The organism is Anabaena sp. EIM26, from assembly GCF_057568715.1.
Genome location: NZ_CM172472.1, coordinates 1,902,739 through 1,925,019 on the forward strand (window position 1 = coordinate 1,902,739; position 22,281 = coordinate 1,925,019).

The 22,281-nt window shown below is 41.0% G+C and carries 25 protein-coding genes; 18 read left to right on the plus strand and 7 right to left on the minus strand.

What is annotated here, in order from left to right; genetic code table 11:
- Position 1 precedes the first annotated feature (1 nt).
- The 7 genes from AC012T_RS08175 (at position 2) to AC012T_RS08205 (ending at position 5,390) form a co-directional block, all read left to right on the plus strand.
- A complete protein-coding gene (locus AC012T_RS08175) occupies positions 2 to 838 on the plus strand; it encodes a hypothetical protein (RefSeq protein WP_487064688.1) in 837 nt (278 codons plus the stop codon).
- A 16-nt stretch (positions 839 to 854) separates the two neighbouring features.
- The gene (locus tag AC012T_RS08180) at positions 855 to 2,900 is read left to right on the plus strand and encodes a hypothetical protein (RefSeq protein WP_487064690.1); all 2,046 of its coding nucleotides are present in this window, start codon (positions 855 to 857) and stop codon (positions 2,898 to 2,900) included.
- 2 nt (positions 2,901 to 2,902) lie between these two features.
- Positions 2,903 to 3,718 carry a hypothetical protein gene (locus AC012T_RS08185; RefSeq protein WP_487064692.1) on the plus strand — a complete coding sequence of 272 codons (816 nt, stop codon included), beginning with the start codon at positions 2,903 to 2,905 and terminating at the stop codon, positions 3,716 to 3,718.
- A gap of 108 nt (positions 3,719 to 3,826) precedes the next feature.
- Positions 3,827 to 4,408, plus strand: coding sequence for a hypothetical protein (locus AC012T_RS08190; RefSeq protein WP_487064694.1), 582 nt, complete (start codon positions 3,827 to 3,829; stop codon positions 4,406 to 4,408).
- Entirely contained in the window at positions 4,408 to 4,653 is a 246-nt protein-coding gene (locus tag AC012T_RS08195) for a hypothetical protein (protein ID WP_487064696.1), read from the plus strand. Before AC012T_RS08190 ends, AC012T_RS08195 begins: the two co-directional genes overlap by 1 nt.
- The gene (locus AC012T_RS08200) at positions 4,650 to 5,135 is read left to right on the plus strand and encodes a hypothetical protein (protein ID WP_487064698.1); all 486 of its coding nucleotides are present in this window, start codon (positions 4,650 to 4,652) and stop codon (positions 5,133 to 5,135) included. Before AC012T_RS08195 ends, AC012T_RS08200 begins: the two co-directional genes overlap by 4 nt.
- Positions 5,136 to 5,171: 36 nt before the next feature.
- Complete coding sequence (locus AC012T_RS08205; protein WP_487064700.1) at positions 5,172 to 5,390, plus strand: hypothetical protein; 219 nt, start codon at positions 5,172 to 5,174, stop codon at positions 5,388 to 5,390.
- Here the strand turns inward: AC012T_RS08205 and AC012T_RS08210 are convergent.
- Positions 5,383 to 5,946 carry an Rpn family recombination-promoting nuclease/putative transposase gene (locus AC012T_RS08210; protein ID WP_487064702.1) on the minus strand — a complete coding sequence of 188 codons (564 nt, stop codon included), beginning with the start codon at positions 5,944 to 5,946 and terminating at the stop codon, positions 5,383 to 5,385. The genes AC012T_RS08205 and AC012T_RS08210 overlap by 8 nt on opposite strands.
- Before the next feature lie 121 nt (positions 5,947 to 6,067).
- Positions 6,068 to 6,802, minus strand: a complete 735-nt coding sequence (locus AC012T_RS08215) for a YdcF family protein (RefSeq protein WP_487064704.1) — start codon at positions 6,800 to 6,802, stop codon at positions 6,068 to 6,070.
- A 319-nt stretch (positions 6,803 to 7,121) separates the two neighbouring features.
- Between AC012T_RS08215 and ctpB the strand changes: the two genes are divergently transcribed.
- The gene (gene ctpB, locus AC012T_RS08220) at positions 7,122 to 8,459 is read left to right on the plus strand and encodes a carboxyl-terminal processing protease CtpB (protein WP_487064706.1); all 1,338 of its coding nucleotides are present in this window, start codon (positions 7,122 to 7,124) and stop codon (positions 8,457 to 8,459) included.
- A gap of 236 nt (positions 8,460 to 8,695) precedes the next feature.
- Here ctpB and AC012T_RS08225 read toward each other — a convergent pair whose 3' ends face one another.
- Complete coding sequence (locus tag AC012T_RS08225; RefSeq protein ID WP_487064708.1) at positions 8,696 to 8,827, minus strand: hypothetical protein; 132 nt, start codon at positions 8,825 to 8,827, stop codon at positions 8,696 to 8,698.
- Here AC012T_RS08225 and AC012T_RS08230 point away from each other — a divergent pair.
- Positions 8,819 to 9,787, plus strand: coding sequence for a glycosyltransferase family 2 protein (locus AC012T_RS08230; protein ID WP_487064710.1), 969 nt, complete (start codon positions 8,819 to 8,821; stop codon positions 9,785 to 9,787). The genes AC012T_RS08225 and AC012T_RS08230 overlap by 9 nt on opposite strands.
- A gap of 42 nt (positions 9,788 to 9,829) precedes the next feature.
- On the opposite strand, the gene AC012T_RS08235 is transcribed toward AC012T_RS08230, so the two are convergent.
- Positions 9,830 to 10,090: a hypothetical protein gene (locus AC012T_RS08235; RefSeq protein ID WP_487064712.1), complete on the minus strand. Its 261-nt coding sequence runs from the start codon at positions 10,088 to 10,090 to the stop codon at positions 9,830 to 9,832.
- Positions 10,091 to 10,338: 248 nt separating this feature from the next.
- A complete protein-coding gene (locus tag AC012T_RS08240) occupies positions 10,339 to 10,527 on the minus strand; it encodes an RNA-binding S4 domain-containing protein (protein ID WP_015213699.1) in 189 nt (62 codons plus the stop codon).
- On the opposite strand from AC012T_RS08240, the gene AC012T_RS08245 reads away from it, so the two are divergent.
- Both AC012T_RS08245 and menB read left to right on the plus strand, forming a co-directional pair.
- Positions 10,526 to 10,666 carry a hypothetical protein gene (locus AC012T_RS08245; RefSeq protein ID WP_487064714.1) on the plus strand — a complete coding sequence of 47 codons (141 nt, stop codon included), beginning with the start codon at positions 10,526 to 10,528 and terminating at the stop codon, positions 10,664 to 10,666. The genes AC012T_RS08240 and AC012T_RS08245 overlap by 2 nt on opposite strands.
- A gap of 172 nt (positions 10,667 to 10,838) precedes the next feature.
- Positions 10,839 to 11,672, plus strand: coding sequence for a 1,4-dihydroxy-2-naphthoyl-CoA synthase (gene menB / locus AC012T_RS08250; protein WP_487064716.1), 834 nt, complete (start codon positions 10,839 to 10,841; stop codon positions 11,670 to 11,672).
- A gap of 136 nt (positions 11,673 to 11,808) precedes the next feature.
- Here menB and AC012T_RS08255 read toward each other — a convergent pair whose 3' ends face one another.
- Positions 11,809 to 12,123 (minus strand): hypothetical protein, encoded by a 315-nt coding sequence (locus tag AC012T_RS08255; RefSeq protein ID WP_487064718.1) that lies wholly within the window; start codon positions 12,121 to 12,123, stop codon positions 11,809 to 11,811.
- Between the two features lie 444 nt (positions 12,124 to 12,567).
- The gene (locus AC012T_RS08260) at positions 12,568 to 13,113 is read right to left on the minus strand and encodes a DciA family protein (RefSeq protein ID WP_487064720.1); all 546 of its coding nucleotides are present in this window, start codon (positions 13,111 to 13,113) and stop codon (positions 12,568 to 12,570) included.
- Positions 13,114 to 13,210: 97 nt separating this feature from the next.
- Here AC012T_RS08260 and AC012T_RS08265 point away from each other — a divergent pair, with 97 nt between their 5' ends.
- From AC012T_RS08265 to uvrC, 7 genes are all read left to right on the plus strand, one after another.
- Entirely contained in the window at positions 13,211 to 14,398 is a 1,188-nt protein-coding gene (locus tag AC012T_RS08265; protein WP_487066511.1) for a hypothetical protein, read from the plus strand.
- Positions 14,399 to 14,678: 280 nt separating this feature from the next.
- Positions 14,679 to 15,380 (plus strand): PspA/IM30 family protein, encoded by a 702-nt coding sequence (locus AC012T_RS08270; RefSeq protein ID WP_487064722.1) that lies wholly within the window; start codon positions 14,679 to 14,681, stop codon positions 15,378 to 15,380.
- 233 nt (positions 15,381 to 15,613) lie between these two features.
- Positions 15,614 to 16,393, plus strand: coding sequence for a PspA/IM30 family protein (locus tag AC012T_RS08275; RefSeq protein ID WP_487064724.1), 780 nt, complete (start codon positions 15,614 to 15,616; stop codon positions 16,391 to 16,393).
- 321 nt (positions 16,394 to 16,714) lie between these two features.
- Entirely contained in the window at positions 16,715 to 17,050 is a 336-nt protein-coding gene (locus AC012T_RS08280) for a thioredoxin family protein (RefSeq protein WP_487064726.1), read from the plus strand.
- Positions 17,051 to 17,112: 62 nt separating this feature from the next.
- On the plus strand, positions 17,113 to 18,321 hold the full coding sequence (locus AC012T_RS08285; RefSeq protein WP_487064728.1) for an LL-diaminopimelate aminotransferase: 1,209 nt from the start codon (positions 17,113 to 17,115) through the stop codon (positions 18,319 to 18,321).
- A gap of 321 nt (positions 18,322 to 18,642) precedes the next feature.
- Positions 18,643 to 19,659, plus strand: coding sequence for an NF038130 family PEP-CTERM protein (locus tag AC012T_RS08290; protein ID WP_487064730.1), 1,017 nt, complete (start codon positions 18,643 to 18,645; stop codon positions 19,657 to 19,659).
- 732 nt (positions 19,660 to 20,391) lie between these two features.
- Complete coding sequence (uvrC, locus tag AC012T_RS08295; RefSeq protein WP_487064732.1) at positions 20,392 to 22,269, plus strand: excinuclease ABC subunit UvrC; 1,878 nt, start codon at positions 20,392 to 20,394, stop codon at positions 22,267 to 22,269.
- The last annotated feature ends 12 nt before the right edge of the window (positions 22,270 to 22,281 follow it).

Below are 22,281 nucleotides of genomic sequence, written 5' to 3' on the forward strand. Positions count from 1 at the left end.
AATGAGTAGTTGTGATGAAATCTCAAATCAATTATCTGCGCTGAGTGCAGAAATTGCGGCTCTTAATAATAAATTTATCCCAAAATCTGATAGAGCGAATATTATTCGTGAAGCTGTAAATAAAGCCTATTCTGAAATTTACAATGCAATTCTTGCTTATATCGAAGGACTATTCAAGCCTTCTGATGATTTGGCTAGAAGAGTAGCGCAATTAGAAAATCAAGTTTCAGCAATTCTATCCCAACTAACAGGAGTAAAATCTATTGCTAATCAAGCTTTGAATTTAGCTAGGCAGGTAATGAGCAAGCCTGGCATCAAGGGGGACAAAGGTGATAGGGGATTACAGGGTATTCCGGGTTTACCTGGTGCTAAGGGTGATAGAGGCTTGCAGGGTGTTTCTGGAAAGCCTGGTGCTAAGGGTGATAGAGGCTTGCAGGGTGTTTCTGGAAAGCCTGGTGCTAAGGGTGATAGAGGCTTGCAGGGTGTTTCTGGAAAGCCTGGTGCTAAGGGTGATAGAGGCTTGCAGGGTGTTTCTGGAAAGCCTGGTGCTAAGGGTGATAGAGGCTTGCAGGGTGTTTCTGGAAAGCCTGGTGCTAAGGGTGATAGAGGCTTGCAGGGTGTTTCTGGAAAGCCTGGTGCTAAAGGTGATAGAGGCTTGCAGGGTGTTCCGGGTAAGAATGCCGATGGCAGCAATTCATCACCAGAAAAGCCTGATTTGGCAGCTATAAAAGCGCGGCTAAATCGCCATGAAAAAGATATTTCTGATATTGAAAAAGTGGTTTTGGTTATCAGTAATTTTATAAAAACCGTAACCTCATTTATAGATAAATTCATTTAAGAGAAAGGATGATTAAATGTCTCAAGCTATGGTTTCAGTCAATGCCGAAGTTTTGCAGGCATATAAACAGGCTTTTTCTAAAACTGAGTCGCTGGGGAAATATCTTGCAAAACAAGGTAAATTAGTGCGGACTTTTGACGAGTTCGCGAAGTCAACAGCTAACTATAAAAAGCAGGTTGACCAGGTAGAGAAAGTCGCAAAGAAAACCAAAGAAGTCACAGACAAAGTATTGGAGAAAGTGCCGGGCGGTGGCAGCACCATACAAAAGGCAGGTAAGGCAAGCCTGGCACTTGGCGGTTTGGCTGTAGGCGCAGCAACTTATGGAATTATCCTGGCTGATTTATATTGGCTGCGTCCTATGCTTCAAAAAGCTCAAGACGGGATGAATGATTCACTTTCCCGTGACCTATCGAAAGCATTAACCGGAATTCAAACGAATAAATCTAATATTGACAAATCAAAAAAAGACATTCAAGAACTCAAACAATCAGACCAGCGAACGAGGGATAGGACTTATGCGCTAGAAAAGCAAGCCGTACCAGTAAGAGAAAAAGCCAATGAAGCTTTGTATGAAGTTAGAGCAGCGAGGAAAATAGCTGATTCCAACCAGACAGAATTGCTGGAATTAGAAAGAGAAGTCGCCACACAAAAAAGGACTTTTGACGCACAGATTAACACTTTAGAAAAGAAGGCAGAAAATAGGAACAGTGAAAATTATGAAACAAAAAAAACAATAGGAACAATCCAATCAAAGCTGACAGAAATAGGAGAAAAAGCTACTCAAGCTTTAAATAAGTCATCACAGCCAGGGAAGCAAGGTGAACCGGGTAAACCAGGAAAGCAAGGTGAACCAGGTGAACCAGGAAAGCAAGGTGAACCAGGTAAACCAGGACGTGATGGCAGCGATGGAAGTCAAGGAAGTGATGGTAAAGATGGAACCCCAGGTCGTGATGGTAAAAATGGCATTTCAGGATTTAATGGAGCGCCGGGACGTGATGGTAAAGACGGTAAAGACGGTAAAGACGGGAGGGATCTGGAAGTGGATGCAGAAATGAAAGCATTGATCAGGAATATCAATGGCAATGCAGCATTTATTCCGGCATTGGTCGCACGTCCTACACCGTTGTCCGCACCGCAGACTATCGCGGCTGCGGCTGCGGGAACTTGTCAAACAATGCAGCCGGGTGGATGTGGTCACAAAGCCATCAATGATGCCAATGACAATTTATTTAGTAAGATTTCCAATCTATTTAATACAGGTGCTAACGCTGTTCAATTGGGACTACTTACCCGAATTGATAATAAGTTAGGAGCGCAAATTGTAGGAGGAATTGGTGGGAAATTGGTCGATGGCTTCAAGTGGTTACAGCTTGATAGAGCGTTAAATATTCTTACTTTTGCGGCTACAGTTCATAATGCCGCAATGTTATCAAATGATATTGTTCAAACTCTAGTAGGGGCATTGACTAACGTACTTACCTTAATCCTTCCCAAGGATGATGCTGGTAATGCGTTCAATATTGGTGAAGCAATTGGCAATACTGTGGAGAATGTTGTTAAGGGAATTGTAGGCGAGGATAATTACGTAAATCTCTCAAATGCTTGGGCTAGAGCTAATAGAATCTACCAGGCTACAACTAATGTTCTAAATAACTTCATGAGCCTGACGCAAATCGTGCTGCAAGCTTCTGAAATGATAGCGGCTTACACCGGGAAGATTGGGAATGCTTTAAAGAAGGCCGGACAAGTTCTTGATGATAGTTATGGCTGGATGAATCCAAGCCCTAAATTTAATCGTGTTTCGCAAACTTTAGAAAATTTTCAACAAGCTGCGTCAACGATACAAATGGTGACTCAAGTGCCTCTGGATTTCGTGGATGCAACCACGGGATTAACAACAGCTTCAACTGAATTCGTGAAGTCAGTAAAAGAGGATGATAAAGCCGAAAACAACGCCATTCCTATTCCTGAGCCGGATAAATTAAAGGCTGATGAAGCAGCCGCAGCCGCAGCAAGTGCAGGGAAAGAGACTCCAGAAGCTGACTTGGAGGCAGATGAATAATTATGGCTTTACCTGAAGGTTTTAATAGTTGGAAACATTTACGGGACACTGTAGAACTTATTCATAATCGGCGGGTGAGAGCATTTTATAAAAACCAGCCTGACAATGATATTTCTACAGAAAAAAGGTCTTTAAAAGTTGCTTGCATTATCCAGCCAAAAGATACGGTGATTTTGGTGCTATTAAGAATGTGGCTTTTTGAAATCACCGCAGGACACGCGCAATCCATACAAGTGCCTATTTATGGAATTCCAGTACAAGAACTCCAAAGAGATAGCAAGTTTAAACCGCAAATATGCCTTTATTTCAAGGAACCATATGACTTTGAAAAGCATGGTAATGGGGCTGAACAAGTTCGCGGTGAAATCACATTTCGTGTAATGAATAAAACCGCGCAAACCATAACTCGTGCTGACGCTGTGGAGTATGCCAGAGAAATAAAAGCTGAATTTGCTACACCTCCTCTGGTGTGGAAAAAAGGTAAATACAAATGCACCTATCTCGACCTCGAAAATGGCTTTGATTTAAGAATATTAGCTATTAGCAAGGCTGAAGGTATTTCTACTATCCAAAGTGTCTTGAAAATCCTAGATAAAACTTACAATGATGATTTTTTCCAGTTCATAGAAAATACAAAATCTTACCCAGCAGTACCAGGCACTCATCTGGTATATGGCAGGACAGTTAAAAAATCACGCCAAAGACCAACGGCTGATGTGAAATTTACCCACGCTCACTTAATTATTCCAGGACAAATCAAGCCAGTTAACCTAGTATCCGTTGCAGGACGCTTAAGAAATGCGATCGAAGAGGTTTAGGATTTTTACTACGCTGTACTTCTTTTTCGACAAGTTAACTTGTCGCTGGTTTAATTCTTCTTAAAATGCGCTGCTAGACTGGGTTTCAGTCACAGAGGAGAATTTTGTATGGGAAGATATTCTGACATTAGACGCGGTGCAGAACTTAACGCAGCGCTAATTAAAGTTCGGGCTTACGAAGACCAGACCAGGGCGCAAAAACAAGCAGCATACAAAGCTCAACGAGGTACTGCTGTAAAAGTTAAGCCAAATAAAGTTAAGGGGTACATAGAATCCTTTAATTTGGCGGGTCGTATTTATTTACCTGTAAAATTGCTTTCTTCATCTCAAACGGCAAATACTGACCTTATCAGCTTGGTCAGGACTGCTGCTGCAACAACTGGACGAACTGTGGCTGTAGGTTTCACCCTTCCTACAGGTGGAGTCCTGCTTGATGGCTTGACTGGGTTCAAGGCTGCAAGATTTGGTGCTATCGAACGTGGCGCGGCTGTAACTGATAATAAGTCTCGTGTGACTGAGATTGAATATGCACGCTACAACAACAAATCTGTTTCGTCACCGTTTGGATCTCAGCAAACAGGTGGTGAAGCTTACAGCACTGCGGTAGATGCCATCAAAGCCATTACAGCAGTCGAAACTTTTCTAACTACACCAGGCAACCGAATTTACTTCACCCCTGAGATTGTGTAATGCAGCATGGCTTAATACTTCCCGGTGACAACCGGGATTTACTTTTCGTTTCCGCGACTGATTCTCGAAGTATCGAAGGTATGCTCATTATTAATCAGGGTTCTGCTGATTGGCTTATGGGCAAAATTGATACCGGAACATACTTTGACATTTTGGATGAGTACGGGGTTAACCCCTTTGAACACGTTCAGCCTGTAGAAGAATTAGTGTATAACAACCAACTATCACCGCTACTTCTGCTATGAGAGTTGTCGAACTTTCCAATAATGCAAACTGGGAAAGTCTTTACAATACAAGCGTTACAGGAGGGACTGTTTACACAGATGATGGTAAACCTATTCTTTTGCCTATCCCTCCTGTAACTATCCCGTTTTTATTGGAATCCTTCATTTTTGCCATTAGCATCAGTACAACGGTTCCGGAAGATGCTACTTGGAGATTTTCTGGTTATGTCAATCAAAAGATATCAACTGGTGTAGTGTTGGGTGGTTCTCAAGATGCCACGCTCAACAAATCTCAAGCATTATTTTTGAATCAGATTAATTTGGTGATGTTTCCAAAAATAAGTGCTAGTTACAGTTTGAGTATTATTTTACCCCGGTGGTTCCGAGACGCTCAAATTATTGTTTGGCAATATACTGGTGTTGACGATACCTCTGAGGAAATTTTACTTACCCAAGAGTTTGCTAATTTGAATTTCAAAATTGATGCACTCACACCACCATAGAATGCGATCGCTTATCCTAACTTTTCCAGAAATTCAATGAGTACCGAACGACTGACGATGTTGATCACAGTCCTGACTATTGCCACACAGTCAGGACTTTATTTAATTACCGGTGGTTTTTCTATTGGTAGCAAGGTTTCTGATATGGGTGCTGAAATCAAGCTGATTAGGTCTGAAGTTGTGGCCCAAAACGAAATTCAAAATTATCGCCTGGATAAATTAGAAGGGCTACGAACTGCCAAAACATCTAATTAATCCGATTGGGGATTCTTTCTACTAATTCTAAAAGATAACGACTGTTGGCCGCATCTGCTTGTTGTACTAAATTAATTAAACTTCTTGCTGTTTGTACTACTTCCTCTTCTGGTGCAACTACTAATTGAATAATTCCTAAACCAATTGAAGATGATGTATCAGTTAATTCATCTAAATAAACTACATGAATTTGTCCCGCAGCTAGTGAAGTTTGATATGCACAAGGTATTCCAGGATCAAGACTCCGTTTAGCCCACAATACTACAGCTTGCCATTTTTTATCAGGTTTATACTGGTTTAAGTAAAGAAATACTTCGGTAATTAACCGCCAGTATAAATCTTCATCGGGCTGAAATTGGACTTCAACAAAATAAATCGGATCATCTGGGTACTCGGCTTTGGGTAGAAATACACCATCTATGCGACGTGCTAGTTCTTTGATTTCTACTGATGAAAATTCGTAGTGTGCAGCTAGTTGGGGTGGTTTTTCCAGCAGTTCAAATAAAACGCTGGGGAGATTTTGCAGGAGGGTATAAAATATTGTGTCTGTCTTCATTCTTTGGTTATACCAATTTTATGCGAGCCTACATAGAATAATAATCATCCGTACAATTGGTTGGCGAAGGAATCGCTTTGGGGTTTTGAGCAAACTCAGTGCTGAGTGCTGTCAGCTTGCACTATTTTGAATTTTTAACAGCCCTCTGGGGCTGACCCTTTTTCCCCACACCCCCCTGATGTTCACATTGAAAACCACGCTGTTCCCACGTTTGTATATCTACTTCTACTAGTTTTGTTACCTGTGAGCATTGGGGCTGAATGACTTGACTGAACAGCGCCCAAAACAAACTACGTATAATATCTAATACGGTTTTTATCCAAGATTCACGATTGCCAGGAATACCAATTTCTTTAACTACTTCTGGTTCTACCCAAATGCCATGAGCGCCTAAGATAATCTGTGCCATCAACTTGGCGCGGAAAATATGCGTACCGGAAGTAATCAATTTTACTTTTTTTACTCCCCAACTTCTCAAAATTGGTATTCCATAATAAAAATTCTCAAAGGTGGAATTAGCACAATTCTCTAACCAAACTTGTTCTAAGTCTGCTGCTTCCCGCTGAAAAATCAGCAAAATACAGGGATCTAGTGAACCATGAGAAATTAAAACCGGGATTTGGGGATACTGTTTTGCTAGTTGGGCTACATAAATCTCCCTGCGAATGCTGCCCCCCAGCACGAAAAAAGCATCTATCGGCTGTGAGGAAGCAGAAACTAAGGTTATAGTAGTGAAAGTCAACCAAATACCCAAGATCAAGCACAAAGCGACAGCAATATTTTGTAACAACCGCTTGAATTTTCTCAATCTGTTCTTCAAGTAAATTGATGAATTGATGATAGATTTGTGCTTCATAACATAGAAAATAAAAGCTTTGTTGTCTAATATTGATAAATACTGCCATCAAATCAACAAAGTGCTATCTTAGAAAAAGAATTTAGGGTGTAAAGATCTGCCTGTGACTAGTGTCACATTGATCCTGTAGTTGTTTTTACGGAAAAATAGAAAAATCCAAGAGATTATTCTTAATAAAAAGACAGTAATTCCCACATCATTTACAAGGAAAAAAATGATGAATTAAGCATAACTGAAGATGAGGATATAAAAACTTAAAAATATCAGGAAAGCCTGATTGCTAAACTGTCAATAACCCAACTATTCCATCTGAATATACATGAACCAATCTGCGAAACGTCACTCACCGCTCCAAGTAGCCTTGATTAGTGGAGCGATCGCTACTACTGCTACTCTATCTGTATTTGCTCAAGCTTGGACGAGGTGCGTTCACGCGGCTCTACAAGATAGTCCCAAGGCGTTAGTTGACCAGGTATGGCAACTGGTGAATCGTGAATATGTTGATGGCAAATTTAATCAACAAGATTGGCTAGCAACTAGGCAGAGCCTGTTAAATAAAGACTATACTTCCAATGAACAAGCTTATGTAGCCATCCGCGAAGCCCTGCAAAAACTGGGAGATCCCTACACGCGGTTTATGGACCCCAAACAATTTGAAACCCTTACCAGTCAAACATCAGGGGAAGTTTCTGGAATTGGTGTTCGCATGGAAGTAAACGAAAAAACCAAGCGATTGACCGTTGTTGAGGCTATAGAAAATTCTCCCGCACTCAAAGCAGGCATAAAAGCAGGCGATGAGATTTTGGCAATTGACGGTAAACCGACTCTCAAGATGAAAGTGGATGATGCCTCTAACCTGATTCGAGGGAAAGCTGGTACTGCCATCACCTTACGATTGGGAAGAACGGGAAAAAATGAATTTGATTTAAAGCTGACAAGGGCAAATATAGAAGTCCCCACAGTGCGTTATACCCTCAAGCAAGAAGGTGGTCGTCGGGTCGGCTATATTCGTTTAAGAGAGTTTAGCGCCCATGCAGCTGATCAAATGCGTCGGGCTATTCGTGACTTGAACGGTCAAAAAGTCGATTCCTATGTTTTGGATTTGCGAGGAAATCCTGGTGGTTTGTTGCAAGCAAGCATAGAAATTGCGCGGATGTGGTATGACAATGGCGCAATTGTCAAGACTGTAGACCGTGTGGGAGGTAGCGAAGAAACTAAAGCCAATCGTACAGCCTTGACAAATCGACCCTTGGCTGTGTTAGTAGACGGTAATTCTGCTAGTGCCAGCGAGATTCTCACCGGCGCACTCAAGGATAATAAACGGGCGGTTGTTGTTGGTAGTCAAACCTTCGGTAAAGCTTTGGTGCAATCAGTCCATGAACTGACAAATGGTTCTGGGTTAGCAGTTACCATTGCTCACTACTACACCCCTAAAGGTACAGATATTAACCATAAGGGGATTACTCCTGATATTCAACTAGATTTGACAGAAGCACAAGAGCGTCAGTTGGCTTCTAATCCAGATTTAATCGGGACTTTGAGTGATCCACAATATGCCCGTGCGATCGCAGTTCTCTCTAATAGCAAATTTGCTCAACCCCTGGTAATTCCTAACTCACAGCCACTGAGCGTTCGTGCCGAAGACTTGAAATTTTAAGCTTCGTTGTTAGATGTTCATATATTTTTGCGATTAATCTCCTCCCACTCTGGCAATACAGGGTGGGATTTTACCTGAGTTCGGAGTTTCTCCTCCGGAGACGCTACCCGAACGGAGTTTCTCCTATGCCTACGGCACGGCTTCGCCGAACGGAGACGCTACGCGAACGGAGTTATGATTTTTAAGGGCGAGAGAATAAGGGTTTGAGACTCTTACTGGGGGGAGTTTTCCACAAATTATCTTATGTCGAACTCCGAACTCCTGACTCCAAACCCCGAACTCCGAACTCCTGACTCCGAACTCCTAACTCCTAACTCCTGCTGTATATTTATTGATATCAGCCAGAAAAATTCAGATTTATGAATCATCAGCCAGTTGAGGCAAATACCAGCCAAAGCTTACTCCCAAAGGTTTCGGTGGTAATACCTATTTATAATGGTGAGGCAGATTTACCAGACTTGCTTAATTGTCTGTTGTCGCAAAATTATCCCCAAGACCAAGTAGAGTATTTGCTAGTGGATAATAATAGCAGCGATCGCACTCTCTCCATTATCAAAGCAACTGCTGAAAATTCCCCCATCCCTATCCTGCCCTTAAGTGAAAACAAAATTCAAAGTTCTTACGCCGCACGCAACACAGGTATTAGAACCGCAGTAGGTGAAATCATTGCCTTTACCGATGCGGATTGTCGTCCCCAACCCCAATGGCTAAATTCATTAATTCAGCCTTTCATTAACCCAGAAGTCGTAATTGTCGCTGGTGAAATTTTGGCACTACCAGGTAAAACCCTGCTTGAACAACACGCAGACAAGCAAGAAACCTTATCTCAAAAACATACCCTAGCCCATAAATTTTGTCCTTATGGTCAAACTGCAAATTTAGCAATTCGTCGTCACATCTTCACCACAGCAGGTTTATTTCGTCCCTATCTCACCACTGGTGGAGATGCAGATATTTGTTGGCGTATTCTCAAAGCTAATCTTGGCCGTTTAGAATTTGCTCCAGATGCCATTGTCCAACACCGTCACCGATTGACAATAAAAGAATTAGCTAGTCAATGGCGACGTTACGGACGTTCTAATCGCTATTTACATGAACTACATGGCGTAGACTTGATGCGTGAAATGACACCCCAAGACTACGGTTATCGTCTACTACGTTGGTTACTCAAAGAATTACCAAAGGAAAGTTTCAACAACATCATTGGTAAAGCAAGTCTTGTAGATTTGTTAGAAACTCCCATTGGTTTATTTACTGCTAGGGCGCGTTCTGAAGGACAAAAAAAGGCAAAATTGCCAGAAAATGCCAAAATCATTGAATGGTTGTGATAGTCTCCAACTCGAAGGATTGGAGATGCTGAAAAAATCGGCTCAACCACCACAGAAATCATCTAATCTCACATCTTTCCAAATTTCAGAAACCTGCCACCCTGTGTTGCCAATAGAGTAAACTACCGGATTATCTCGCAAGGGGATATATTGAGGTTCTTGATTTGCTTCACTTGCGAAAGTTGTTTCATCAATTAATGCTTCTGGAGAATACAGAGATTCCTTTTGCAGATTTTGCTCTTCTTCCTCCATATTCTTGATTTTATCGAGAAGGAGTTTTTCGGATTTTTTAATCAGTTTCATAGTTTCTGTATTTAAAATTTTGACAAGTGGGCATTAAAGGAAAAAAATTTCCAGACTGAAATTTAAGCCAGACCAATATAGTCTTTCAATAACAGTCAGAAAGATCAGCAAAAAGCTCTTATGAAATAGAGTTGTAAAAAACTACCTGCGGAAAACTAGGATACAACAAATTTACAGAAAATACGAGTGGTCTAATCAAGAATTTTTTAATAAAGAAGCTCAAACCCTTGCCTCTCAAGCCTCTTGCCTTAAATTACATCCCCAACATTGAAAGTTTTCCCTGCTACTGTTACTTGGTCGTTAGGCTCTAATTTTCGCCCGCGTCGGGTTTCAATTGTGCCATTGACTTTGATTTCGCCATCAATAATCATCAATTTGGCTTGTCCTCCCGTTGCAGTGATACCCACTAACTTTAAAAACTGGTCGAGCTTAATCATGTTAAAACTTGTTGAATGTAATTGTCATTGTTTTTTACCTTTAAGAAAGGCGATGGGCTACGCGGCATCAGAAGCGATCGCAGATTATTCTATCCTTAAATACCTTCTTTTTCGTTCTTACTTACGGAATATGTCCTGAGAAAGGTTAGTCAGGTGCGTCAAATGCGTAAAATTGCTTGATTGTTACCAAATTATAGAGTTTGATATACCTTAAAAGACACTTATTATCAAGCTATAAATACAAACTTAAATTATCTCTTTTTCTTAACTCCGCGATAAAATTCTCTAGCACAATAACGTACTTCATACCCATGCAAATAGACTGGAAAACCGTCAAAACCTACGAAGATATCCTGTATCAAAAAACCGACGGCATCGCTAAAATCACCATCAACCGTCCCCATAAACGTAATGCTTTTCGCCCTAAGACAGTTTTTGAATTATACGAAGCTTTTTGTGATGCCCGTGAAGATACTAACATTGGCGTAGTTCTATTTACGGGTGCAGGCCCCCACACAGATGGTAAATATGCTTTCTGTTCTGGTGGTGATCAAAGTGTACGCGGGCAAGCTGGTTATGTTGATGATGCAGGTATCCCCCGTTTAAACGTTTTGGACTTGCAACGTCTCATTCGTTCCATGCCAAAAGTAGTAATCGCATTAGTTGCTGGATATGCCATTGGTGGTGGTCACGTTTTACATTTAATTTGTGACCTCACAATTGCTGCCGATAACGCCATTTTTGGACAAACAGGCCCTAAAGTTGGCAGTTTTGATGGTGGTTTTGGTGCGAGTTACCTAGCGCGGATAGTAGGACAAAAAAAAGCACGAGAAATTTGGTATCTTTGTCGTCAATATAATGCCGAACAAGCTTTAGAAATGGGTTTAGTTAATACTGTCGTCCCCATAGAACAACTAGAAGCTGAAGGTATACAATGGGCGCAAGAAATCTTAGAAAAAAGCCCTATTGCTATTCGTTGTCTCAAAGCTGCATTTAACGCTGACTGTGATGGACAAGCTGGTTTACAAGAACTTGCTGGTAATGCCACCCTACTCTATTACATGACAGAGGAAGGATCTGAGGGAAAACAAGCCTTTCTCGAAAAACGTCCCCCGAATTTTCGGGAATTTCCTTGGTTACCTTAAAATAATGGCAAAATCGCACCTTGTTGACAGGTGCGATTTTTGAAAAGTAAAAATTGGCAAAACTTAAAATTTTAAAGTCAAATTTTATTTTGAACAAAGAAAAAATTGATTACAGTAATTACAGTAAAAAGAGCAACTAAATTAGGATTGCTGTCGTCTTGACTTCTTGTGGTGTGGAAACAGATGTTTCTTCCACAGGAGCAAGTGCTAGAACTTCTAAATCTGAATTTAAGGTTTGAGCAACAGGTAATACTGGTTTTGCTACTGGTAAACTCCAAGAATCTTCTAAAGTTTCCCAAGGAGGTGCAAAGGCTGGTAGTGCTAAATGACACGCTTTCCAAGTACTTTGCACTGGTGCGCCCAATTTCTGACACATTCCACCACGACGACCCTCTGGTTGGTAATGACGGCAATATCGACAGGCAGATGTTAAATGGTGATTAGGTTTCATTTGGGTTCATCTTTAGTGCCGTTTAGGGCTGGTTATCACACTTAAATATTTTCCTTCTATGACAAAATAGGTATAAGAGCCAAAAAGGTATTATTTTATCTGGGTTCTAGCTATTTTTATGAAAAATAAACTTTAGGATGTCTTTAGAATCTTGTTATATATGTAAATAATTACTAGAGTGGTTACATACTTGTTTTTGGCTAAAAAGCATTGGGGATCAAAGTTAAAAGTTTAACTTTACATTTAGCCAGGTTTTGAAACTATTCCTTCACATACTCTTAAATCACTCTTTAGGAGGATAATTCATCAGTTTCGTATCTCAAGGCTGGATATGATAGCAGATAATTTTCTTATATCTAAAAAAAATTCCCAACTCCTGCCTCCTGACTCCTGCCTCCTGAACTCCGAACTCCTGCCTCCGAACTCCGAACTCCGAATCCCCCTTTAACACTGTTTAGCCGCACAGGGAGAACAAACAAGCCAACGCTGGAGTTCACCGGGTGGGGTGGGACATTGACACTGGGGGCAAAGGGGTAAATTGTGCGATCGCTCTTGCATCGCCCTAGCCCAAAGAGCAAACGCAGTTTGAACATCATCAACAGATTTTCTAACTTCAGACTCAGAACCACTCTTAGCACCGAGGTAACTAGGATGTTCTGGTGGTGAAACCGTTGGTGGCTGATTTCCTTTTAATGGCGTGAGCTTCCACTCAGCAGTTGAGAACCGAACATCCATCAAAGGCGCAGGTAACTTTTTATTTAACTTTAGAAGTATGGCATTGCGTCCAAAAGTTAAATTTTGCGCCCAAGCAGCACTAGAAGTTGCTACCCACAACACATCTCGCTGAATTGACACAGGACGAGTTTGAGCCGCAACCTTAGCACCAACAACTTCTACCCAACACTTAAGCACGTATTGAAATGGTTGTTCTTGCCATTTGGCTTTCTGTTCCAGAATGCCTAAAATATCATTAACAGATTTGAATGACATCTTTTATCCAAACAAAGCGAAAATTGAGCTTGGTATAGAATTTAATAAAATTCTAATAAAATTTATCCAGCAGTATTAGGTTTGAGGCATCATGGCAATGAGTCAAAATCCCATAATCGATTCTGGCACTCAACCGCCTAACCAGTCTGGCTTAAAGCCAGTACTAGCCACAGCACTGGCGAGTTTAGAAGTGCAGCTAGATCAAGAGTTAACTCGATACCGACGCACACGCAGTGGATTTCGTCCACCAAAACAAGTTGGTGTAGAGACTTACATGAGTAATCAACCCCAACAAAATGGCATGACTGCAACACTGGGAAAAACTCAGTCAGCAGTAGAAGTCAACACTAACCCAATTCCCCAGGAAAGCCCATCCCCAGGGATAGACAAACAGGAAGAAATTGATCATTTGCATCTGTCTTCTAGCCAAGAGTCTAGCAAAACAGAAACTCCAACAGATTCAAAATCCATCAGCAGCATAGTACCGACAAAGGTTAAAGCTTCTGAACATCAAGCTCTCCTCCCAGCCGAGGATACTTCTAAACAGCCAGATGACTATTTAGAATCTAGTGAAGCACTGCTACGGAGTTTGACTGAAGAACAACCACCAACAAAGAAATCAAGTAATTCTAGTGACAGCTTGCTATCACCTTTGGGTATTGGTTCTATGCTGCTGCTGCTATTGGCTAGTCTGACTTTAGGTTATGTGGTATTCAATCCCAAAACTTTACCGCAATTCAATTTAAGTAAATTATTTAACGTTACTTCTTCACCAAATACTGTAAATCCTGAAATCACTGAGAGTAATACCCCACCGATAGCAGTACCAGAAATTACACCAATACCCAAATATCCTAATTTGGCTACTCGTGAATTTCCAGAAGTGAACGATCCTAATGATGTAGTGGGTTTGAAACCTAAAGTCCAACCAACTCCGACAGCAATACCTCAACCTATCGCCGTCCAAACTCCAAAAAATCCAGTAATTCCCCTAACTTCAGTCCCCCCTGTCCCCCCTGTCACTCCAATACTTCAGCCTCAGTCAACGGCAACCTCACCAACGCTAAATGAAGAAATTCAACCGTCATCAGATGGGTTCTATTATGTAGTAGTTGATAATCAAGGCGCTGGTGCTTTAACTGCTGCGCGGCAAGTAGTTCCTGATGCTTATTTATCCCCTAACCAAAAGTATATTTATCTGGGTGCGTTGAAGACTAAAGAGGAAGTAAAACTCAGGTTGCAACAACTAAAAGCCAAGGGAATTAAAGCTAGTGTACAGAAGTGAGAAGAAGGTGACAGGTGACAGGTGACAGGTGACAGGTAACAGGTGACAGGTGACAGGTGACAGGTGACAGGTAACAGGTGACAGGTGACAGGTGAAAGGTGACAGGTGACAGGTGACAGGTGACAGGTGACAGGTGACAGGTGACAGGTGACAGGTGACAGGTGACAGGTGACAGGTGACAGGTAACAGGTGACAGAAGGAAAGAAGCAGGAGAAAAATACTCTTCCTCATCCTCCCCATCTCCTCAGTCCCCAATCCCCCCTAATGGAGTAGAGCCAAGATGGAAGTAATGAAGCGTATTTTGCGGGTAATTCGTTCTAATCTTAATGATTTGGTGAATGGTGCTGAAGATCCGGAAAAAGTGATGGAGAGAGCTTTTCTGGAGATGCAGGAAAATTTGGTGCAATTGCGGCAAGGGGTTGCTTGTGCGATCGCAACTCAAAAACGTACTGAACGTCAAGCGATCGCTGCTCAATCTAAAGTAGAAGAATGGTATCGTCTGGCCCAACTAGCTCTGCAACAAGGTAATGAACCTCTAGCACGGGAAGCTCTCACCAAACGCCAAGCTTACCAAGAAACTAGTGCTTCTCTCTCTTTGCAAATGGATCAGCAACAAGTAGTTGTAGGGAAGCTGAAACAGGATATGCGGACGCTAGAGTTAAAAATTGTGGAGGTAAAAACCAAAAAAGATATGTACATTGCTCGCGCTCGTTCTGCCCAGGCATCTTATAAACTCCAGGAAATGCTAAGTGGAGTTTCTGCCACAACTAGCTTGAGCGCTTGGGAACGAATGGAAGAAAAAGTTTTACAGATGGAAGCGCAAACAGAAGTAATTGCTCAACTTAGTAGTGATGATCTGGAAACAAGATTTGCTAAGTTGAAATCTAGTAATAACATTGATGCTGAACTGACAGCGATGAAAACTCAGATGTTAGGCGAGGTAGATAAAAAAACCCAAGCAGATGGGGAGATGGGAAGATGAGGAGGATGAGGGAGATGTTTCATCACTACTGATAACGTAGCTTGGCGTAAACCATACTCCTATGACTAAATTGCAACTTAAGTTAATGTAGCTGAATTATAGCTTCATGATTCAGAATGGAGAGAGGATACCAATCCCAACTGAAAAGATTAAATTTAAATAGGTAGCTATTAAACCATAAAAAAGCTAACTTTCCAACAAAGCGCGTAAACCTCAACAGGAACAACAAACTTATGGGATTATTTGATCGTCTTAAAAGAGTAATTGGTTCTAATGTTAACGATCTGATCAGTAAAGCCGAAGATCCAGAAAAAATGCTAGAACAAGCCATCCTGGAAATGCAGGAAGACTTGGTACAGCTACGTCAGGGGGTGGCTCAAGCGATCGCAGCCCAAAAACGAACCGAGAAACAGTACAATGATGGCCAAAATGAAATCAACAAATGGCAACGCAATGCCCAACTAGCTTTGCAAAAAGGTGATGAAAACCTGGCACGTCAAGCTTTGGAGCGCAAAAAGACTTACACAGAAACCGGTACAGCCCTCAAAGCCAGCCTAGATCAGCAAGTTACTCAGGTAGATAGCCTGAAGCGCAATTTAATCCAACTAGAAAGCAAAATTTCTGAAGCTAAAACCAAGAAAGAAATGCTCAAAGCCCGGATTACTACCGCTAAAGCCCAAGAGCAACTGCAAGGTATGGTCAGTGGGATGAATACCAGTAGCGCCATGTCCGCTTTTGAGCGCATGGAAGAAAAGGTAATGATCCAGGAAGCCCGCGCTCAGTCTATGGGAGAGTTGGCAGGTGCAGATTTAGAAAGCCAATTTGCGCGGTTAGAATCTGGTAGTGATGTAGATGATGAATTAGCAGCCCTAAAAGCATCTTTAGCACCTGCACCTGCACCCATAGCAGAATTACCTCCCTCTCAACCAACCAGTACTGCTAAACCTGTTGAAACTGCTGAACCAGTAGATTCTGAGTTGGAAGCTCTACGCAAGCAATTGGATAATCTGTAACTTTTGCTCCCCAAGAAACTTGAGAAAATCCCGCACCTCTTGGTTGTGGGATTTTGTTTCCTTGGTAATTGGTAATTGGTTAGGACTTACGCAAGATTAAACTCAAAACTTGATTCTTGCGTAGGGGTAATTCATGAATTACCCCTACTTCCGTTCTGTTTTGCGTAAGTCCTGTTGGTAATGGGGATGAGTAATTAGTAAACTTCCTTCTGTCACCTGTCACCTGTTCCCTGTTCCCTATTCCCTGTTCCCTGTTCCCTCAGATTGGGATAAAGTATTTTGTGAGTCAACTTTGATCAATGCCACCTAATGGAGACTTTAATGAGTAAGGGTGTAATCACTATCACTGATGCTGACTTTGAAACAGAAGTGTTAAAAGCCGAGCAGCCTGTATTAGTTTACTTTTGGGCTTCCTGGTGTGGGCCTTGTCAATTGATGTCGCCAATGATTAACTTAGCTGCTAATACTTACAGCGATCGCTTGAAAATTGTGAAAATGGAAATAGACCCCAATCCTTTAACTGTCAAACAGTATCAGGTGGAAGGTGTCCCAGCTTTAAGGCTAATTAAAGATACCAAACTCATAGAATCCACAGAAGGAGTAATTACCAAAGATAAATTACTCAGCCTTTTAGAACAGCATTTAAATAATAATTAATCTTTTAGTCAGTGGTTGATAATATTTGACCATTGACTAATGACCAACGACTAATAAATAAAATGCAATTTGCAAATCGGTTACAACCTCTACAATCTAATGTATTTGCTGATATGGACAGAGCCAAGGCTATTGCTGTGGCTGCTGGAAGAGAATTAATTGATTTATCTCTTGGTTCTTCCGATTTACCGGCGGAAAATCATGTCATTGAAGCGATCGCCAAATCTCTCTATGATCCCAGTACTCACGGTTATTTGCTGTTTCGGGGTACAAAGGGGTTTCGTCAAGCTGCGGCACAATGGTATGAACAAAAGTTTGGTATTAAAGTTGACCCAGAAACAGAAGTTTTACCTCTGATTGGTTCTCAGGAAGGAACGGCTCATTTACCTTTAGCAATTCTCAATCCCGGCGATTTTGCCCTATTATTAGACCCTGGCTATCCTTCCCATGTTGGAGGAGTTTATTTAGCTAGTGGGCAAATTTACACAATGCCATTAAAGGCAGAAAATAATTTTTTACCCGTGTTGACTGATATTCCCGCTTCAGTTTTGGCTCAGTCACGGATGATGGTATTAAGCTATCCCCATAATCCCACCAGTGCGATCGCACCTTTATCTTTCTTCAAAGAAGCCGTAGCTTTTTGTCAGCAAAATAATATCGTCCTAGTTCACGATTTCCCCTACGTAGATTTGGTCTTTACCGAAGAAGAAACTTTTAATCCAAAATCCAAAATCCAAAATCCAAAATCCTTAGTCCCTTCAATTTTGCAAGCTGATCCAGAAAAAAGCGTTTCTATTGAGTTCTTTACCCTGTCGAAATCTTACAATATGGGTGGTTTCCGCATAGGTTATGCGATCGGTAATGCCGAACTAATTCAAGCTTTAAGGCAAGTAAAAGCCGCAGTTGACTTTAATCAGTATTTAGGAATTTTAAACGGTGCGATCGCAGCACTCACAGGAAATCAAGCTGGTGTCAAAGTTGCCGTTGATATCTTCCGTCAACGCCGTGATACTTTTATAAATGCCTTACACCGCATTGGTTGGAACGTTCCCACACCCGAAGCGACAATGTACATTTGGGCAAAATTACCTGAACCTTGGTGTAACAATTCCATCAAATTTTGCACCGAGCTAGTTAAAAAAACTGGTGTAGCCGCTTCCCCAGGTGCAGGTTTTGGCAAAGCTGGAGAAGGCTATGTGCGTTTTGCTTTGGTACAAGAACCAGATATTTTAGAAACTGCCGTAGAGAGAATTGCAGAGTTTCTGAAATAATTGTCAATCAAGGCTGCTCTAAGTTCTCTAAGTAAATAAACGTAGAAAAATACAGTAATAATCTTCATATTTTTATTGAAAAAATACATTAGCTTTATCAAATAAAGCGCTAAATTACCTTACAGTATATTTGTGTGTTCCACTATTAAATCGGCAATAGCTGCTACTTATTAGCAACCCTATTAGACATCTCCAAAAAATTAAATGTACGTTTCCTAGAACCCTTGTAGAGAAGCTTTATGAAACGTCTTTACTTTTCAGAGATGTCTATTATTAACTCGGATCAAAGATAGAAATAACTTTAAACTCAACTCTAAAACAATGACAAACTCTTTTGGAAAATTGTTGGTCGGTGCAATGGTGATTGGTTTGGGTGCTGTAGCAGCTACCCCAGCACAAGCTGTATCCTTTAGTTACAACAATCCCAATCAAATTAAAACCTACACAGGTGGGTCAAATGGAGTTTTCATTCCCAATAATACCGCCACCGCTACCAACGCCCTGACCGATGCTGATGTTACCTCAAACGTGGAACTTTGGTACACTGACGAAAATCCCACGGCTAACGTTGGCTTTACCGCTACACAAGGAGCATATAGTGCTACCGTCAGCAGTGTTACAGCTAGTGATTGGAATACTTTTGGTTCTCAATGGCTAGGTGATTTGTTGAACGCGTATCAACCATTTCAGTCGGTATGGAACGGTTTTTCGGTAAATACCAAATCATTAGTTACAGGTTATTTTCCTGCATTGGGTATGGGAGATCCTAACATTGGTAATTTCGCATTCGGTCAAAATGGCGGTGTAGAACTTAAATTGATTGGTCATTTCGATGTAAAGGAAAAACTTAAGACTACAGTTTCTAGTCAACTCAATACTGCGTGGAATAGTGGAGTCAGTTCATTATTTGCAACAGGAACAACGTTAAATTCACTAACCACTACAGTAATTAATACGAAGATTTCACAACTGCAAGTACAGGTTAATTCAGCTTCAGGAATTACAAAAGCAACTTTGCAATTAAAGCTAGATGGACTAAAAACTTTTAAGGATGTATTCACCCTAAAATCAACATTAAACGGATACCAAGGACTACTCCAAGCAAGTGAAATTGCCAAAGTTGTAACAGGTGGACAAACTCGCTACGCTTACAGTTTTAACCCGGCTGCATCTGGAATTACAGCTTCTGATGATGGTGTATCTTACAATGCAATTTATACCTGGAATACGCCTGGATACAAACCAGCACCAGTACCAGAACCTTCTGTAATGCTGGGTTTATTTGGTGTCGCTGGTATTGTAGCTGCACAACGTAAATTAAAAAACGTTTCTGCTTAAAACTCAAATTTGAATTCAATACGATAAATATAGAAGGTAGGGGTTGAGGATTTTACTTACCTCTACTATTTCTATGTATTACAAACAATTCTTTAGAGTGTTGCAAGACATAAATTATCCAAAAATCGTAGGGTGGTTGAGGACGCTAGTCCGTAACCCACTATAAATTTCTAGGATAATGGTGGGTTACGCTGCGCTAACCCACTCTACAAATTGAGCATTTTTTTACTTGGAATACTCTTAGCTAGGATTGATTACTCCTGAGAGCTTGCGGCGAGGTTGTTTGAAAAGTCTCCTTCCATGTCGTGCTGAGGAACGTTCGCTTTTAGCGTTCCCGCAGGGTAGCATCTCAGTATGTGGGCTAAACTCCAGATTCTTCGTTGCGTAAGACTCCACTCAGAATGACAAATTATACGTCCCTAAACTTTTCAAACATGCTCTTAGAGGATGTTTGAAAAGTTTTAGGCAAATATAATTCGCTACTGCGTGGAATAACCAAAAAACAGGTGTTTCAAACCCGCCTCCGTGGGTTTTGTCTGTGTAGCCAAGCCACTGCTTTGGGCGGGTTCCCCGACTTGTAGCAAGTGGCGTGAGACTTCTAGTCGCTAGGGTTAGTATAGATTGAGACTTTTCAAACAACCTCTTAGATATCCTTGATAGCAGCAGCCAATTTCTTAGAAATATTTCTTAAAATAAAGAAGGGTATATCTGTCAAATTACCTAACTTTAACCGTGACTCTATCTGCTCAAACACTACCACTAGTTAAAAATCCTGAAAGACTGGAAAATCGTCTTGGGGAGATTCCTGCTGAACCGGGAGTTTATTTGATGCGAGATGGGAGCGATCGCATCATATATATAGGTAAATCGCGCAAATTGCGATCGCGTGTCCGTTCCTATTTCCGGGACTCCACCAACAAGACGGAACGCATCAACACAATGGTCAAGCTGGTGACAGAAATTGAATTTATCGTCACCGATACCGAAGTAGAAGCTTTAGCACTAGAAGCCAATTTAATTAAACAGCACCAGCCATATTTTAACATCTTACTCAAAGATGATAAAAAATATCCTTATCTCTGCATCACTTGGTCAGAAGACTATCCGCGTATTTTTATTACCCGCAAACGCCAATTAGGAAAAGCCAAAGATAAATATTACGGGCCTTATACAGATTCTGGCCTATTGCGCGAAATTGTTCATTTGTGTAAACGCATATTTCCCCTCAGACAAAGACCACAACCTTTATTTAAAGACCGTACTTGTTTAAATTATGATATTGGTCGCTGTCCTGGTGTTTGTCAAAAATTAGTTTCTACCGAAGAATATCGCAAAATTGTTCAAAAGGTAGCAATGGTATTCCAAGGAAGGACACAGGAACTAATTGATATTTTGACAGCACAAATGCAAACTGCGGCTGAAGAATTGAATTTTGAAACAGCAGCGCGAGTTCGCGATCAAATTACTGGTCTAAAATCTCTAAATGCACAACAAAAAGTATCCTTACCTGATGATACTGTATCACGAGATGCCATAGCCTTAGCCGCAGATGATCAACACGCTTGTATTCAATTATTCCAAATTCGTGCAGGTCAATTAGTAGGAAGATTGGGGTTTGTAGCCGATGCACACGCTGAACCTGGGGCTATTTTACAACGAGTTTTAGAAGAACATTACCAAACTGCGGAAAGTGTAGAAATTCCCACAGAGATTTTGGTACAACATGAGTTATCTGACGGAGAAATTTTGACGGATATTTTAACTCAACGCAAAGGTAAAAAAGTCACAATTTTAGCTCCTTTGCGACAAACTAAAGCAGAATTAATTGAGATGGTGGAACGTAACGCCCAATTTGAGTTACAAAGAATGCAAAAATTGGGAAATAGTAATCTTCAAGCTACCCAAGATTTAGCTGCAATTCTCGATTTACCAGATTTACCCCAACGCATTGAAGGTTATGATATTTCTCATATTCAAGGTTCTAATGCGGTAGCTTCTCAAGTCGTATTTATTGATGGTTTACCAGCAAAACAATATTACCGTCATTACAAAATTAAAAATCCCAATGTTACTATCGGACACTCTGACGATTTTGCTAGTTTAGCAGAAGTTATTCAAAGACGATTTAGAAAATATATTGAAGATCCAAAATTATCACGCATAGATAATCCTGACTGGCCTGATTTAATTATGATTGATGGTGGTAAAGGTCAGTTATCTTCTGTTGTGGCTATTTTGCAAGAAATGGATTTACTTGCAGATTTACGGGTTGTGAGTTTAGCGAAAAAGCGTGAAGAAATCTTTTTACCTGGCTCATCTCAACCCTTAAAAACAGATGCTGAACAACCTGGGGTACAGTTGCTGCGACGCTTACGGGACGAAGCACACAGGTTTGCGGTGAGTTTCCATCGTCAGCAAAGAAGTGATAAACTAAAGCGATCGCGTTTAGATGAAATTCCCGGTTTAGGACAACATCGGCAAAAGTTACTTTTAGCCCATTTTCGTTCTGTTGATTATATCCGTCAAGCGACACCTGCACAACTTGCTGAAGTTTCGGGAATTGGAACTCATTTAGCACAGGAGATTTATAATTATTTTCATCCATCTTGAGTATAGATGTAA

Coding starts and splice junctions, on each gene's coding strand:
- AC012T_RS08235 (WP_487064712.1), bottom strand. CDS start 10,090: ATGAAACTGATTAAAAAATCCGAAAAACTCCTTCTCGATAAAATCAAG.
- AC012T_RS08260 (WP_487064720.1), bottom strand. CDS start 13,113: ATGTCATTCAAATCTGTTAATGATATTTTAGGCATTCTGGAACAGAAA.
- AC012T_RS08290 (WP_487064730.1), top strand. CDS start 18,643: ATGACAAACTCTTTTGGAAAATTGTTGGTCGGTGCAATGGTGATTGGT.
- AC012T_RS08225 (WP_487064708.1), bottom strand. CDS start 8,827: ATGATTCATAAATCTGAATTTTTCTGGCTGATATCAATAAATATACAG.
- AC012T_RS08265 (WP_487066511.1), top strand. CDS start 13,211: ATGAGTCAAAATCCCATAATCGATTCTGGCACTCAACCGCCTAACCAG.
- AC012T_RS08210 (WP_487064702.1), bottom strand. CDS start 5,946: ATGAAGACAGACACAATATTTTATACCCTCCTGCAAAATCTCCCCAGC.
- AC012T_RS08230 (WP_487064710.1), top strand. CDS start 8,819: ATGAATCATCAGCCAGTTGAGGCAAATACCAGCCAAAGCTTACTCCCA.
- AC012T_RS08285 (WP_487064728.1), top strand. CDS start 17,113: ATGCAATTTGCAAATCGGTTACAACCTCTACAATCTAATGTATTTGCT.
- AC012T_RS08175 (WP_487064688.1), top strand. CDS start 2: ATGAGTAGTTGTGATGAAATCTCAAATCAATTATCTGCGCTGAGTGCA.
- ctpB (WP_487064706.1), top strand. CDS start 7,122: ATGAACCAATCTGCGAAACGTCACTCACCGCTCCAAGTAGCCTTGATT.
- AC012T_RS08195 (WP_487064696.1), top strand. CDS start 4,408: ATGCAGCATGGCTTAATACTTCCCGGTGACAACCGGGATTTACTTTTC.
- AC012T_RS08215 (WP_487064704.1), bottom strand. CDS start 6,802: ATGAAGCACAAATCTATCATCAATTCATCAATTTACTTGAAGAACAGA.
- AC012T_RS08200 (WP_487064698.1), top strand. CDS start 4,650: ATGAGAGTTGTCGAACTTTCCAATAATGCAAACTGGGAAAGTCTTTAC.
- AC012T_RS08180 (WP_487064690.1), top strand. CDS start 855: ATGTCTCAAGCTATGGTTTCAGTCAATGCCGAAGTTTTGCAGGCATAT.
- AC012T_RS08240 (WP_015213699.1), bottom strand. CDS start 10,527: ATGATTAAGCTCGACCAGTTTTTAAAGTTAGTGGGTATCACTGCAACG.
- AC012T_RS08270 (WP_487064722.1), top strand. CDS start 14,679: ATGGAAGTAATGAAGCGTATTTTGCGGGTAATTCGTTCTAATCTTAAT.
- AC012T_RS08280 (WP_487064726.1), top strand. CDS start 16,715: ATGAGTAAGGGTGTAATCACTATCACTGATGCTGACTTTGAAACAGAA.
- AC012T_RS08185 (WP_487064692.1), top strand. CDS start 2,903: ATGGCTTTACCTGAAGGTTTTAATAGTTGGAAACATTTACGGGACACT.
- menB (WP_487064716.1), top strand. CDS start 10,839: ATGCAAATAGACTGGAAAACCGTCAAAACCTACGAAGATATCCTGTAT.
- AC012T_RS08190 (WP_487064694.1), top strand. CDS start 3,827: ATGGGAAGATATTCTGACATTAGACGCGGTGCAGAACTTAACGCAGCG.
- AC012T_RS08205 (WP_487064700.1), top strand. CDS start 5,172: ATGAGTACCGAACGACTGACGATGTTGATCACAGTCCTGACTATTGCC.
- AC012T_RS08275 (WP_487064724.1), top strand. CDS start 15,614: ATGGGATTATTTGATCGTCTTAAAAGAGTAATTGGTTCTAATGTTAAC.
- AC012T_RS08255 (WP_487064718.1), bottom strand. CDS start 12,123: ATGAAACCTAATCACCATTTAACATCTGCCTGTCGATATTGCCGTCAT.
- AC012T_RS08245 (WP_487064714.1), top strand. CDS start 10,526: ATGTTAAAACTTGTTGAATGTAATTGTCATTGTTTTTTACCTTTAAGA.